Annotated in this window: 13 protein-coding genes; 7 read left to right on the forward strand and 6 right to left on the reverse strand. The window is 67.2% G+C overall.

Going from position 1 to position 14,293, the window contains the following annotated elements; translation table 11 throughout:
- Nucleotides 1-124: 124 nt before the first annotated feature.
- Entirely contained in the window at nucleotides 125-1,132 is a 1,008-nt protein-coding gene (locus AAFP30_RS01685; RefSeq protein WP_419228090.1) for a hypothetical protein, read from the forward strand.
- A 184-nt stretch (nucleotides 1,133-1,316) separates the two neighbouring features.
- Here AAFP30_RS01685 and AAFP30_RS01690 read toward each other — a convergent pair whose 3' ends face one another.
- On the reverse strand, nucleotides 1,317-2,675 hold the full coding sequence (locus AAFP30_RS01690; protein WP_419228091.1) for a diacylglycerol/lipid kinase family protein: 1,359 nt from the start codon (nucleotides 2,673-2,675) through the stop codon (nucleotides 1,317-1,319).
- 273 nt (nucleotides 2,676-2,948) lie between these two features.
- Here AAFP30_RS01690 and AAFP30_RS01695 point away from each other — a divergent pair, with 273 nt between their 5' ends.
- Nucleotides 2,949-4,220 carry an HNH endonuclease gene (locus tag AAFP30_RS01695; RefSeq protein ID WP_419228092.1) on the forward strand — a complete coding sequence of 424 codons (1,272 nt, stop codon included), beginning with the start codon at nucleotides 2,949-2,951 and terminating at the stop codon, nucleotides 4,218-4,220.
- 316 nt (nucleotides 4,221-4,536) lie between these two features.
- Here the strand turns inward: AAFP30_RS01695 and AAFP30_RS01700 are convergent, their stop codons facing one another.
- The gene (locus tag AAFP30_RS01700; RefSeq protein WP_419228093.1) at nucleotides 4,537-5,946 is read right to left on the reverse strand and encodes a S1C family serine protease; all 1,410 of its coding nucleotides are present in this window, start codon (nucleotides 5,944-5,946) and stop codon (nucleotides 4,537-4,539) included.
- A 221-nt stretch (nucleotides 5,947-6,167) separates the two neighbouring features.
- Between AAFP30_RS01700 and AAFP30_RS01705 the strand changes: the two genes are divergently transcribed.
- The gene (locus AAFP30_RS01705) at nucleotides 6,168-7,187 is read left to right on the forward strand and encodes an oxygenase MpaB family protein (protein WP_419228094.1); all 1,020 of its coding nucleotides are present in this window, start codon (nucleotides 6,168-6,170) and stop codon (nucleotides 7,185-7,187) included.
- Nucleotides 7,188-7,195: 8 nt separating this feature from the next.
- Here the strand turns inward: AAFP30_RS01705 and AAFP30_RS01710 are convergent, their stop codons facing one another.
- Nucleotides 7,196-7,879, reverse strand: a complete 684-nt coding sequence (locus AAFP30_RS01710) for a guanylate cyclase (RefSeq protein ID WP_419228095.1) — start codon at nucleotides 7,877-7,879, stop codon at nucleotides 7,196-7,198.
- Nucleotides 7,880-7,931: 52 nt separating this feature from the next.
- Here AAFP30_RS01710 and AAFP30_RS01715 point away from each other — a divergent pair, with 52 nt between their 5' ends.
- Both AAFP30_RS01715 and AAFP30_RS01720 read left to right on the forward strand, forming a co-directional pair.
- Nucleotides 7,932-8,120 (forward strand): hypothetical protein, encoded by a 189-nt coding sequence (locus AAFP30_RS01715; protein ID WP_419228096.1) that lies wholly within the window; start codon nucleotides 7,932-7,934, stop codon nucleotides 8,118-8,120.
- Complete coding sequence (locus tag AAFP30_RS01720; RefSeq protein WP_419228097.1) at nucleotides 8,117-9,163, forward strand: PHP domain-containing protein; 1,047 nt, start codon at nucleotides 8,117-8,119, stop codon at nucleotides 9,161-9,163. Before AAFP30_RS01715 ends, AAFP30_RS01720 begins: the two co-directional genes overlap by 4 nt.
- Before the next feature lie 7 nt (nucleotides 9,164-9,170).
- Here the strand turns inward: AAFP30_RS01720 and AAFP30_RS01725 are convergent, their stop codons facing one another.
- On the reverse strand, nucleotides 9,171-10,142 hold the full coding sequence (locus AAFP30_RS01725) for an isopenicillin N synthase family dioxygenase (protein ID WP_419228098.1): 972 nt from the start codon (nucleotides 10,140-10,142) through the stop codon (nucleotides 9,171-9,173).
- Nucleotides 10,139-10,630 carry a nucleoside deaminase gene (locus tag AAFP30_RS01730; RefSeq protein WP_419228099.1) on the reverse strand — a complete coding sequence of 164 codons (492 nt, stop codon included), beginning with the start codon at nucleotides 10,628-10,630 and terminating at the stop codon, nucleotides 10,139-10,141. Before AAFP30_RS01730 ends, AAFP30_RS01725 begins: the two co-directional genes overlap by 4 nt.
- Before the next feature lie 90 nt (nucleotides 10,631-10,720).
- Here AAFP30_RS01730 and AAFP30_RS01735 point away from each other — a divergent pair, with 90 nt between their 5' ends.
- Entirely contained in the window at nucleotides 10,721-12,289 is a 1,569-nt protein-coding gene (locus AAFP30_RS01735) for a PucR family transcriptional regulator ligand-binding domain-containing protein (protein ID WP_419228100.1), read from the forward strand.
- On the opposite strand, the gene AAFP30_RS01740 is transcribed toward AAFP30_RS01735, so the two are convergent.
- Complete coding sequence (locus AAFP30_RS01740) at nucleotides 12,266-13,681, reverse strand: purine-cytosine permease family protein (RefSeq protein ID WP_419228636.1); 1,416 nt, start codon at nucleotides 13,679-13,681, stop codon at nucleotides 12,266-12,268. The genes AAFP30_RS01735 and AAFP30_RS01740 overlap by 24 nt on opposite strands.
- Before the next feature lie 200 nt (nucleotides 13,682-13,881).
- On the opposite strand from AAFP30_RS01740, the gene AAFP30_RS01745 reads away from it, so the two are divergent.
- A complete protein-coding gene (locus AAFP30_RS01745) occupies nucleotides 13,882-14,292 on the forward strand; it encodes a hypothetical protein (RefSeq protein ID WP_419228101.1) in 411 nt (136 codons plus the stop codon).
- Nucleotide 14,293 lies beyond the last annotated feature (1 nt).

Below are 14,293 nucleotides of genomic sequence, written 5' to 3' on the forward strand. Positions count from 1 at the left end.
GATGCACCCAACAGGGCGGACAGGTCTATGTTGTGGAAGGCGACTGGATTCGTCCGGTCAACTGTCGGTTCGAGTGATTTCCGCCAGGTAAATGCGCAGTAGTTGTGCCGGATCAGGGGTTCGTATGCAGGAGTTGACACCCACCGACGACGAATCGCGGCTGATTCACGCGCTGCAGATCTGGCCGCGAGCGCCGTGGTCGCAACTCGGTCCCATCCTCGCCGCCGACCCGGTCACCCTGGCCCGGCGCTGGTCCGGACTCACCGATCGCGGGTTGGCGTGGGTGACTGCGCAACCACCCCTCGGGGTCACCGCACGCGGGGCGGTCATCGAGGTGGAGTGTGCGGCCGGATCGATCGACAGTGTCTCCGAGGCGCTGGCGCTCGACGCCGAGTGCGTCTCGATCGATGTGGGGTCGGGCGGTCGGGACCTGATCCTGACCGCAGCCTTCACGACTCCGGAGATGTTGACCCGATATGTGATCTCGCGGGTGGGTGGACTCGCCGGGGTGCGGACCGTGCGCGCTCATCCGGTGGTGAAAGTTGTTGCGGCTGCAGCAGAGTGGCGGCTGCGGGCGCTCGACGCGACGGAGGTCGGCCTGGTGGAGGCGGCGCGTGAGCGCGATGACGGGCGTCGGGGTGCGCCTGCGAGTGGGTCGGTGGCCGATCGTGAGGTGGTGTCGGTGCTCTCCCGGGACGGTCGTGCCACGACCCGCGACATCGCCGACGCATTGGGCATTCCGGTGCGTCGTGCGCGTGAGCGGCTCAGCGCGACGCTCGCTGCGGGCGGCTTCGATCTCCGCACGGACATGCCGCGGTGGGCGTCGGGTTACCCGGTGTGTGCCTGGTACTTCGCCCGCGTGCCTGCCGTGCAACTGGCGAGCGTCGGCGCCATCCTGGGTAATCTGCCGGCGGTCCGGACCGTGTTGACGGTCGCCGGACCGGCCAACATGTTGATGTCGGTGTGGCTGCGCGACCTCGCCGACATCGAAGGCCTCGAAGCGGTGATCGAGCAGAAGCTCCCCGCGGTGAGCATCGTCGACCGGTGTCTCGTCCTCGGCGTCCGTAAGCGGATGGGCCGGGTGTTCGACGAACAGGAACTGCCCGCGGGGATCGTGCCCTGGCGTGCGTGAGCGCCGCCAAGGTGGCACTGCTCTACAGGTCGCTCTGCCAGTCGGCGGTCAGGACGCACGACCAATCAAGGGTGAGTGCGTGAACTTCACGCGCTACAGCGTGCCAGCCGGGTGTGTCCTGTGTCATGGCGGGAGTCGGTCACGCGAATGAAGCGCCTGTGCCGAGCAGCGCGTCGGGGTCAGCTCACATCCGTGGCGTGCGGCCGCGGGCGATGTCCACGATCGCGCCGAGTCGAACGTCGCGGGCCTTGCGTCGCTCCGCGACCGCGCGGTTGCCGGAGGGGACGAGCAGGTGCAATCCCTTGGGGTGACTGTCGAAGCGCAGCGGCGTCGGCATTTCCAGTGCCTCGCCGTCGATTCCGGTGAACACGGTGCCGGTGCGCGACCGGATCTCGAAGCTGTCAGTGGTGAACTCATGCCAGAACGGACTCGTCTTTCGAAGTCCGATCGCCGAGCGCGTCAAGAGGTCCACAGTTTCGGCGGCGGTCGAGGTAGACACCGCGATCACGCCCAGCTGCCCGGTGTCCAACCGCCGCCGCGTGGCCGCATCCAAGCCTGCGGACGCGGCATACGGGTTGTTGGACACCAAGATCAGGTATGCGCCGTCGACGTCCTGCCCGGTCGGTGTGGTGAACTGCAGGTCGAACGGCTTGGCATCGCGACCCAACAGCTTGGGCAACATCGTCGCCACCGTTTGCGCCTTCTCTGCGCGATAGGACTCCTCCTGCACGATGGTTGCGTAGATGCCGAGCGAAACGTTGTTGACGAAAAGTCGACCGTTGACGGTGGCGTAATCCACGTGCCGGGCAACGGCGTCACGGAAGGCTCGCAGACCCTGACGAGGGTCGTCGCGATCGAGGCCGAGGTCGAGTGCGAAGTGGTTACGCGTTCCCGCGCTGATGCAGACGAACGGGATGTCGTGTTCGATGGCGACCGAGGCCACCAGCGCCTGCGACCCGTCGCCGCCGGCCATCCCCAGACAGTCGGCGCCATGTGCGACGGCGTCCCGGGCCAGTTGTTCGAGATCGTCGTCGGGCCCGAGGACGATCGTCTCGACACCGAGTTCGCTTGCTGCCGAGACCAGTCCGAACTTCTCCACCTTGCCGCCACCGGACTTGGGGTTGCAGATCAGCACCGGCCTCGTCGGTCGCACGGACTCCCGTTTGCGATCGAGGGCGTGGAGGTCGGAGACCAGTGCGTACCGGGCGCAGCCGGTCGCGATGGCAAGCACGACCGCCAGTGCCACGATGTGCAGTGTTGCACTGGCGTCGTCGGCGGCAGCGAGAACTGCCATCACCACCATGATCGCGAATCCGGCGACGATCGAACCGATTCCCGCGATGCGTCGTAGCGACTGCTCGGTGGCCAGCCACCACGCGCCGGCGAAGGCCAGGGCCAGGCCGGCTATGCCGATCACCACGTAGATGAAATTGCCGATCAAGATGTCGATCACCAGGACCGCCAGCACAACGATTGCGATCAACGCGACGATCGCGCTGAGTCGCCGCCTGGTGCTCGGCGGCGGCTGTTCAGAGGCCGTCACGCGAGACAGCGTACACGGACGTGGGCAGGCCGGGATCGGCTTGAGAAGGCTGACGCAACCGCCCCGCACCACCTTGTGGATTCGGATGCCGGCCGCGACGACGACCGCCCGGATAGGGTCCACATCGCCGAGATTGTGCCGATCTGATTCTGTCGGAGGGGCGCGGTATGCTCACGGGTTCACATGATCAGGCTTGCGAATAGTGCTGGTGCACAGAAGATTTGCCTCGCATGAATCTATTGACTCGAACGTGTGTGCGAGTAAGCTTGAGGTATGCCCTCACCCACCACCGCACCGCCCGCCATCCCTCCGGAGACCGCCGTCGCGGCGCTGCTTGCCGTCGCCCGTGACCTGACGATCACCGACCTGACCCAGCGCCAGGCGTTCGACACCACTCGCGCGGTGATCGACCTGTCCAACACGATTGGACACCTGCTGTGCGTGTGCGCCGCGGAGATGGACCGCCTCGGGGTGGCCACCCAATCCGGCGGCAAGATCAAGCCTTTGCTGATCGAGATGGGGTTGGCACCGGTGGTGGCCGATCGGGTGCTGCGGATCGGCCGCGGGTTACCGGCGATGCAACTGCTGCCCGGTTACGCCGAGGACGGAGTGTTCCCGATCGAACATCTCGATGCCATCGTCGCCGGACTGGGCCACGTGGCGCGGCGCGCACTCGACGGACTGTGCGACGAGGAGAAACGAGACGTGGAATCCGCGTTGATCGCCCAGGCCGCTTCCGGCGCCACCCCCACCGAGATCACCGACAAAGCCCGTGCGCTGGGCAACGAGTACGCGACCGAGACCGGTGGGCTACCGGCGGCCGAGGACCGCACCCTCAACGAACTGTCGTTGAGCAAGGTGGAGGGGCGGGTGCGGATTCGGGGGGACGTCGACATCGTGACCGGGGAGAAGTTGATGGGCGCGATCAGTTCACTGTCGAAGAAGCGGCCCGAGCCGGACGGATCGGAGGATGCTCGGTCGACGGCGCGGCGTCAGAGTGATGCGCTGGAGTTGATAGTGGATGCGGCTGCGGCCACCACGAGTCCGTTCGTCACCCGCCCGAACAACCATGTGAATCTGATGATGCCGGCCGCCGACCCCACTATGTCGTACCTGCAATCCAACGGGCCGGTCACCGCCGCCACCGCGGCCTTATTGGCGTGTGATGCCGGGATCACCGCGCTGGTCGTCGACAACCAGACGGTGCCGTTGAAGATGGGCAAGGAAACCCGCTACTTCCCCGCCCACATCCGTAAGGCGATCATCGTTCGGGATCAGTGCTGCATCAAGTGTGGGGCACCGGCACGGTGGGGCCATGCGCACCACCGGATTTTTTGGAGTAACGGGGGGCCGACGGACCTGGACAACGGATGCCTGCTGTGTCCGTCATGTCACGCCGATGTCCACCACCTGGGCTGGGACATCATCATGGGTGCTGATGGGCACCCGTGGCTGATTCCGCCGGCGTCGAAAGACCCACGCCGACAACCCATTCCTGCCTACAACAGACGCACCATGACCGTCGACGACAAGGTCGCGGCGTGAACGTGTCCCCGCTGGTTGAGCGCGACGAGCGCCCTTCGATGCGCTCGCAAGCTCGCTTACTCAGGATCCGCGAGCGAGCCCGACGCTGGTCGAAACCGGTAGCGAGAAGCCCACCGTAACAGCAGGTTTCGACACGCCCCTCGCCTGGCGGCTCGGGACGGCTCAACCAGCGGAGAGCTCAGTACATTTCCCGCGCATCCGACAAACGTCGGTACCGCGCACGATCTTTGAGAACCGAATAGTGAAAAGGCCTGGGTGCCTGCCGGAACCGAAACGGCGCCGGCGGGCACCCAGGCCACCCCTCCCGGGCTCAAAATCAGGGGAGAAGTCCGCCGAATCCACCGAATCCGCCGGAGCCGAAGGGGGATTGCGATCCGTCGTCCTGCCCGCCCTCGGACTGGCCACCGTCGGAGTAGCCGTTGCCGGATTGCCCGCCCTCGGACTGGCCACCTTCGGACTGGCCGCCCTGGGGCAGGCCACCACCGTTCTGACTGCCCTCAGGGATGGTGGTCTGCTCCTTGTCGACCGCGCTGCCGAGCTTGACCTGCACGGTGCGGCTCTGCCCGCCGGAGGTGACGGTCACCGGCACGGTGTCGCCGGGATTGTGGGTCAGCACCTGCGCCATGAGGTCGGCGTAGTTGCTGATCGGGGTGTCGCCGATCTTGGTGACCACGTCACCGGTGCGCAGACCGGCCTTGGCGGCCGCGCCGCCCGACTGCAGCGACGTGATCTGCGCGCCGTTGGTGGTCGAGTTGGAGTTGAGTGAACCCGACACGCCCAGAACGGGTTTGGTGGCCCGGCCGTCCTGCAGGAGCTCGTTGGCGATGCGCTTGGCGGTGTTGATCGGGATGGCGAAGCCGAGACCGAAGGCCTGCACGCCGCCGGATCCGCCCTGTCCGGTGTCGACCGCGGAGTTCACCGCGACGACCTGTCCGGCCAGATTCACCAGCGGCCCACCGGAATTGCCGGGGTTGATCGGGGTATCGGTCTGTAGGCCGTTGTAGACGGTCACCCCGGAACCGCTCTCATCGCCGGCGGTGACGGTCCGCGACAGTGCGCTGATGATGCCGGAAGTGACGGTATTGGAGAGGTTCTCGGGACTACCGACGGCGACGACCTGCTCACCGACCTGCAACGCGCTGGAGTCGCCGAGCGCAGCCGGGGTGAGACCGGACGCATCCTTCAGCTTGATGACCGCGAGGTCGTAGGACGGGGACGTGCCGGTGATGGTTGCCGGATAGGTCTTGCCGTCGGTGGTGGTGACCTGGATCGACGAACCGTTGCCCGCGCCGGCGACCACGTGATTGTTGGTCAGCACATAACCGTCCTGGGAGAGAACGATGCCGCTGCCCACCGCGGTGCCCTGGCTCATGGTGACCTTGATGTCGGCGGTCGACTTCGACGCCACCTGAGCGGCATAGGTGACGGAGCCGGGCTTGACGTCCGCGGCGTTCGCTGCCTTGGCCGGCTGCGAGTTCAACACCGGGGCGGCTGCGGTGGAATGGTCGCCGAGCAGGGCGGCGCCGCCGATTCCGATGCCACCGCCGATGAGGCCCGCGAGCAGTGCGGTCACGATGATCGGCTTGGTCACGCCGCGGGCCGGGGCGGGATGCGTGACCGGCATAGTTGTCGTCGGGGCCCCGTAGGCCGTGGACTGCCACGGGTTCTGCGGCGGTACCGCATGATCCGGCCGCGTGTGCGGTCCGGAGAAGGGTGTGGTGGGCACTGGTCCGGTGGCTGCGTCGTCACCGAAAGGGGGGCGAGGTTCGTTCACGACACCACATTGCCGATGAGTCATGAGAGCAAGCCAAGAATCGAGCCAGAGAATTCCACTCAGTTCACTCAGCGTATCCAGTGTTTTCTGCGATGGCTTTCTGGTGACGTCAGTAGTCAGAATGTAGGCTGGTGGTGTCCGTGGTCACGATCACAGCGGTGGAGGGTACTTCGATGCGTCCGGCACTTCCGATTCCATTGCCGCACCAGCTTCCTGGTCTCTGGCTCAACGACCAGTTCGACAAAACCGTGCGCGCCAAGTTCTTCCGGGGAATGGAGTTCGACGAGCCGGCCGGCGACCCGGGGTGGTTCGGACCCGGCAGCGCGACTTGGCACGTGCATGCTCACCTTCCGGCGCTGATCTTCGGTCTGCAGTGCGCGTCGTATCTTGAACGGCTTGATCCCAGCATCTTCTGGATGGGCGTCGAACACTCCCGACTGGTGGAGAAGAACGAGGACGGCGTGCCCACCGGGCGGATCGACCAGTCCGGCGCCACCGTGCGACTGGGTCATTCGGTGGCGTTCTTCGTCGGCACCGCATTCGGCTCCACCGAGAGTGCAGAACGCCTGGCGCGCACTGTCCGCGCGATGCATCACACGATCAAGGGCACCCGGCCTGACGGTTTGCGCTACGACGCCGATGACCCGGACTGGTTGCGATGGAACTATGCGACCGTGGTCTGGGGCATCGCCACCGCACACGAGATCTACCATCCCCGACCGTTGCGGGGTGCCGACCTCGATCGTTACTACGGCGAGTTCGTGCGCGTCGGACACGCGCTCGGTGGCACCGATCTCCCCACCACCAAGGCCGACACCCTGACCTGTCTCGAGGAGTATCTGCCGAAACTCGCACTGACCCATGGCAATGCGTTGGCCACCGGCAGCAACGTCACGAATCCGCTGCAGTCCGCAGTGGATTGGGCGATCCGCGACACCATGCCGTCGTGGGCGGCGCAGTTGGTGCAGTACCGGCGCCCCAACCCGATCGAACGTCGTGCTCGACGCAGCGCCGTATGGACGACGCTCAATTCGCTGCACTCGTCGATGGGTGAAGCTCCCGAGGTCACCGCCGCGCGACGGCGGGTCGCCGGCGGGACTGCGACGGCGCACACCGAACCCACCTATGTGCCGGGCACCGATCCGCTACTCGACCGGGCCGAGGTGGAAGCCCAACTCGTCGGCGCGCACTGACACGACGGTCACCGCAGCACCGAGACCTCCTGACCCAGGCGCCATCCCGGGGTGAGGGGGAGTTCGTCGCCGCTCCAGAAGCGGCCCGGATCGAACCAGTTGGAGTCCTTGCCGGCATCGATCAACCCCATCTCGGCATAGGTGATCGCCACGACCTCGGCGCAGTATGCCGTCGCCAGATCGGCGTGGTGGGCACGGCGTTTCGCCCGCCGATTCCGAACGGCGCGATCGAGATACGGGATGCCGCGGACGACGTCGACTGTGGTTGGTAGCCGCCCACGGAACCAGCGGCCGGTCAGCCGGGCGGTCGTCGGGAACGGGGTGCCATCCAGCCGCGCGATCACCTTTAGTAGCGAGTCCTCCTGCGCCACGGTCACATCCGGGGTCAACTGACGTAGCCAGCAGTCCTGACCGTACCGATCCATCCACTGTTCGATGGCCCCCCGCGCGTCATGGAGTTGGACGCCACGGTGATTCGTGCCGGTCCACACATCGGTCAGTTTGTCGCCGAGCTCGGCATGCCAGAGCAGCGGCGGCAGATCGTCGAGACAGACGGCCATCGCCACGTGATTCACCGGTGCGTTGGTGAGCGTGCGGATCGCGCGGTCCGGGCCAGACCGTCCGCGGAACAGCCAGATGTCGCCGGTGCGGGTCTGATCGAGTGCGTCGGCGAGCGCGATGGAGGTGGGCATGCGCACCAGACTATGCGGCCGCCCTGCGGCGGTTCGCACTATTCTCGGGTGCATGCGGAATGCGTGGAAATGGCTCGGTCTGGCCGGTGCGGTCGGCGTGGCGGCCGGTGGGGTGCTGGTGGCACGTGATCAGCGGCAGCGCCAGGCCTACACTGCCGACGATGTCCGCGAGCGTCTGCATCAGCGCTTCGCCGACGCGCAGGAGCGAGCCGCGCAGACGGAGTCCGGCGCCGGATCATGAGGCCCTACGATCCGCTTGCGGCACCGGTCGATCCGGTGACCGCGCTGAGCCGGATCGCCTGGCTGCTCGAACGTCGGCGCGAGAGCACCTATCGGGTCGAGGCGTTCCGGAAGGCCGCACACGCCGCGGCCGACATCGGTCCCGACGCGCTTGCGCAGCGTGCGTCGACCGGCACGCTCACCGAGATCCGTGGGATCGGCAAGACCACGGCGGCGGTGATCGGCGCGGCCGTCGACGGCGACCTACCGAACTACCTCGCGGAACTGCAGGACAGCGCATCACCGGCCCCAGACGGTGTCGGCGCCGACCTCTACGCCGCGATCCGCGGTGACCTGCACGCGCACACCAACTGGAGCGACGGGGGCGCACCGTTACCCGAGATGGTGTCGGCAGCACAGGCATCCGGACACGAATGGATGGCGATCACCGACCATTCGCCGCGACTGACGGTGGCGAACGGGCTCAGCGTGGAGCGTCTACAGGACCAGATCGAGTTGATCGGCAAGCTGAACCGGCAGAGCGACAACGAGTTTCGCATCTTGTGCGGCATCGAGGTGGACATCCTCGACGACGGTTCGCTCGACCAGACCGACGAGATGCTCGACCGACTCGACATCGTCACCGCGTCGGTGCATTCCAAGCTGCGGATGGAGGCGGGTCCGATGACCGACCGGATGGTGGCCGCGGCGTCGGATCCGCGGGTGCATGTCCTCGGTCACTGCACCGGACGGCGCGTCGTCACCGGTCGCGGCCATCGTCCGCCGTCGACCTTCGACGCGGAGGCCGTCTTCACCGCCTGCGCCAAGCACGGCACCGCCGTCGAGATCAATTCCCGGCCCGAACGCGTCGATCCACCCGACGACCTCATCGAACTCGCCCGCAACCTCGGGTGTCTGTTCGCGATCGACTCGGATGCGCACGCTCCCGGCCAGCTCGAGTTCAAGGCGTTGGGCGCGGAACGGGCTGCCGAGCACGGCATCGAGGCAGATCGCATCGTGACGACATGGCCGATCGATCGGGTGCTGGCCTGGGCTGTCGGCTGACGTCCGCTCAGCCGACGGTGATCGCATCGAGGCGAGTCTTGATGAACTCCCCAGAGATCACCGACGCGCGACCGGACTCGCGGCCGATCGGCGGTGCCAGCGGAGTGACCACCGCATCGTGGTCGAGCTCGTAGAAGAAGATCAGCGACACCAGGTCCTCTTCCGGCGCATCGGGTTGCGGCGGCAGCACGCGATGCCGACCGGCGGGCCACCGGCCACCCGACCAGTACTCCAGCAGGTCACCGATGTTGATGGTGAGGGCATCCGGGGCATAGGGCGCATCGGCCCAGCCGCCGTCGTCGCTGTAGACCTGCAGGCCACCCGCACCGGGTTCGCGATCCAGCACGGTGACCGTGCCGAAGTCGGTGTGCGGTCCGATCCGGTACTGGCCGTCGGCCGGGTCGCCGACTGCGGTCAACGGCGGATAGTGGTTGATGTTGGAGGTCCAGGTCGCGTTTCCGGCCAGGCCGCGAAAGGGATTGGCGTCGCCGGCCAAGCCGAGGGAGGCTGCCATGAGGGCCAGCAGATCGTCGGAGAGGGTCTTCATGGCGGTGGTCCACGCAGTGAACAATTCACTCAACGCCGGCGCCTCGACGGGCCATACGTCGGGCGCGAACCAGTAGTCGTCGACCTCCGGAATGCCGACCCGGGTCTGTGCGCCCGAGTTGTAGGTCTCCTTGAGATCGGGGGGTGTCTCGGTGCCCTCGGCGTAACCGTTGGCCTCCATCCCCGGCCCGATCCAGCCGCGTCCGCCCACTCCGACCGCGTACTTGCTCTTGACGTGGCCGGGGAGCGCGAAGAACTCGCGGGCCGTCGCCCGCAGACGGGCCGGCAGCGTCGGATCGATGCCGTGTCCGGTCACCAGCAGGAAGCCTGCCTGCTGCAGCGAGATGTCCACGGCCGCACACACTTCCTCGGCTGCCGCGCCGCCCGCGCGCCACTGGGCGAGATCGACGGTCAGGATCGGGCTGTCACTCATGGGTTTGCTCCGTTCGGCCGAACGCCGATGTCCTCGTTCCACAGTGAGGGACGTTCGGCGATGAACTCGGTCATCATCCCGACGCAGCGCTGATCGTCGAGGACGGTGACCAGGACGCCCGCCTCGATCAGCCAGTCTTCGCCGCCGCGGAACGTGCGGTTCTCGCCGATCACGACCGACCCGATGCCGAACTGGCGGATCAGTCCGCTGCAGTACCAGCATGGGGAGAGGGTGGTGACCATGATGGTCGACGAGTAGTCGTGTTGTCTGCCCGCCGCGCGGAATGCGTCGGTCTCGCCATGCACCGACGGATCGTCATGTTGGACACGACGATTGCGGCCTTCGCCGAGCAGGGTTCCGTCGGCGGCGAACAGGGCCGCGCCGATCGGGATGCCGCCTTCGGCGAGGCCGAGCCGGGCCTGACGGTATGCGGTCTCGAGGAGCCGTTCGGCGTCGGTGACGGGTGGTGGCCCGTAGCGGGTGGTCATGATCAACGACCCTGCCGTCGTCGACGCCCAGCGACAACCGACAATCCGTCGCCTCGCGCGGGTGTCACGACGTGCATATCGTCAACACTCATGGCGCATACCTCCACATCGATCCCGACTCTCCGCGAGGTGATCGACCGCTTCCTCGCTCCCGCGGACCCACGGGTGCTCACCGCACACGACCGTCTCACCACCACGGTCAACTGGGTGCACTCGAGTGAGATCTTCGAGATCGGCCCACTCCTGGCCGGCGGGGAACTGCTTCTCACCACCGGACTCGGGCTGGCCGGTCTCGACGCGGGCACCCGCCGCCACTACGTCCGCGACCTCGCGGAACGCGGCGTCGCCGGGGTGGCGATGGAAATCGGGCGGACCTTCGACGCCGTTCCTGACGAGATGGTCCGCGAGGGATCGGCCCGCCGATTGCCCATCATCGAACTGCGACGAGTGGTGCCGTTCATCGAGGTCTGTCGCGACGCGAACACGGCGATCGTGTCCGAGGAAATCGGGGAGTTGCGCGCGCAACGTGACCTCGACGACGCTCTGCACGTCGCCCTCGGCTCAACCGGCGGCGTCGCCGGAATGCTCGCGCACCTGTCGGAGGCAGTTGACGCGCCGGTCGTGTTGGTCGGCTCGGGCGGTGCATTGCTCGCGGCGCATGGCGTCGACGACGATCGGGCGGCCTGGACGGTCGTCGACCACGCCACCGCCGACGTCCCGGTGATCGTTCGTGGTCGCCACGTGGGGCGGGTGGTGGCGGGTTCCGGTGGCACCCGGGCGCCTGCCAAGACGGCGGCGTTGTTGCGGATGGGTGCCGGACCACTGGGCGCAGTCCTCACCCGATCGGAGAACCGAGGATCGGCGAGCGGCGCGCGACTCGTCGAAGACCTCGTGGGTGGCCGTCCGCTTCGGCGTGCCGACCTGATCTCCCGCTTCGCGGCAGCTGGGGTCCCGGTGTCGAACGCCACGACGCTCGTCGCGGTGGCGGCCGCATCGCCGGATACCCGGATGGCCACCGCCGCGATGGATCGGGTGGCCGCGGCACTCGGCGCCGGGGTCGTCCACGCCGTCGTCGATGCCAGCGTGTTCGCGGTGATGACGGTCGGCCCGGGCACCGCCGGTGCCGCAACCGATCCGGCGGCCCGGGTGGCCGCGGGATTTGCATCGGCGGGTGAGGTCACCGTGGTGGTCGGCGACGCATATCCGGTCGCCGACACCGGCCCTGGAACCGCCACCGCCGCAGCCCTCGCCGATGCGCTCGGAGCGGCCGGTGATCACCTCACCATCGCACTCGACCTCGTCCGTGACCCGATGACCGGCGGTCGGGTATTCACCGGTCGGCAACTCCGCGCCGAGTCGGCAGTGCGTGCGCTGCCCGAGCCGGAGCGCGCGGGTCTCGCCCGGCTCATCACCCCGCTGGTCACCCACGATCTGACCCAGTCGACGCAGTTGGTGCACACCCTCGAAGTGCATCTACGGCACGGGTGCAGCGCCACCCGGTCCGCTCAGGTGCTCCACCTGGGCCGGCAGAGCCTGTACCAACGTCTGGATCGGATTCGTGCGCTACTCGGTTTCGACCCCTCGACGCCCGAGACGTACACGTCGATCCTATTGGCCATCAGTGCCTTTCGTGCCTCAGACGCGGTCGGCGGCGTCTGACGCGGCGACCGTCTTACGGGCCAGGAGCAGATAGGCGACAAACGCGATGGCGAAACCGACGAAGGCCCCGATGTCGCCGAGTTCAGGGACGGCCCGTACCGCGTAGCCGACGAACTTCTCCTGATTGCAGAACAGCAGCACCGACGCGATCAACGCGATGACGAACGCCGCGAACCCACCCCAGTTGGTGTAGCGGGCGTCGTAGAGCATCGCGAGGGTCGGCGGCTCCTTGCGGAGCACCCGGTCGGCGAACACCACGCCGAGCCACGGGCCGATCCAGTACGCCACCAACAGCAGGAACGCCTCGTACGACGCGGCGGCGTCGGCCAGCGCCCACCATGCGACCAAAAAGCCCGCCACACCGAAGAACACGCTGACGATCGCCCGTTGGGTACCGACCGGCAGTCGGAAGCCCATCGTGACGAAAGCCATTGAGCCGGAATAGACATTGATGGCGTTGGCCGCGACCGCGCCGACGGCGATCGCCAGCAGGGTGAGGTCGGCGATGACCGAGGGGAAGTTCGCGGTGAACGCCTCGGTCGGATTGTCCGAGGCCGGCGAGCCAATGGTCATCGACGCGGCGCCGACCACCATCAGGAAGGTGCAGGACACGAACAGGCCGGCCGACGCGAACAGGCCGGTCTGCAGTTTGGATGTGGTGGGCGGCAGGTATCGGGTGTAGTCGGCGGCATACGGCGTCCATCCGGCGGTGTAGCCGAAGGACGCGCCGACCGTCAGCAGGAAACCGGCCATCGAGAATCCGCCGTCGGCGGCCGGGGCCATCACGTCGGCCTTGCCGAAGATGATGACGGCGCCGATGAGAAAGATCACCGCCAGGATGGGTGCGGAGATCCGCTCGAACCTCTGCACCAGATTGTGGCCGAAGAACGCGAATGCGGTCTGGACGACGACGATGATGATCAGCGCGACGAGCGGCCCGATCCCGAACAGTGTGCTCAGCGCGAACGCACCGCTCACGCTGTTCGTGGCGAACCAGCCGACGCCGCACATGATCGCCATGAACGTGGCCGGCAGCGCATTACCGCGGTAGCCGAACGCCAAGCGTCCCAACACCATCTGCGGTACCCCGTGCAGTGGTCCCTCGGCCGACAGCAGGAAGTGGGCGATCGCCGACAACAGGTTGCCGATGAGGACCGCGATCACCGCCTGCCAGAACGACAGCCCGAACACCGCCACCGCCAGCACTCCGACGAAGATCGTTGCGAACTCGAGGTTGGGTGCCGTCCAGGTCCAGAAGAGGCCGCGCGGTCTCCCGTGCCGCGCCTCGAGTGGGATGGGTTCGTTGCCGCCCGGCTCGACCTTGAGGACCTTGTCCCCGTAGGTCAGCGCAGCCGCAGAGGCGTCGTCGGTGGAAGGCGTGCCGAGAGTCATGGCGTCACCCTGCGCGCTGCGCGCCCCCGGGACAACTGACGGATTGTCCGGCGCGGAGCGGCCCCGGCCGGACAGTTCGTCGGTACTGCACGTCGCAGTGGCGATGGTGGCGCGCCGGACCGATCCTGTGGACACTGGATGCCATGCGGCGCTGGTGCTGCAGCGGCGCCGAGCCGCGACCAGGTTCCACAGGAGGACACATGGCCGACAACAACAACCCGTTCGGGATGGATCCCGAGGACTTCGACCGCTTCGCGCGGGAGGCGTCCGACGGTCTGAAGGACATGGTCGGCAAGTTCTTCGCCGGCCAACCCGGTCCGAGCGCCTTCACCACGATGTTCGACACCTCACGCCGTCCGCGGCCGGAGCCGCCGACGACCGGCGAGACCGGCGCCGGGGTGTGGGCGATCTTTGTGGTCGGTGAGCACGGCGGCGCCCGCGTCGAGCAGGTGTTCGCCGCCGAACTCGACGCGCTGCGCGCCAACAAGCACAACACCGACCCGAAGCGGAAGGTGCGGTTCCTGCCGTACGGCATCGCGGTGAGTGCCCTCGACGAGAGCGACGCCGATACCGATACTGATACCGACAGCGACGCATCCGCCGAGGACTGAC

It is taken from the genome of Gordonia sp. CPCC 205515 (assembly GCF_048537925.1).
Taxonomy (GTDB): Bacteria; Actinomycetota; Actinomycetes; order Mycobacteriales; family Mycobacteriaceae; genus Gordonia.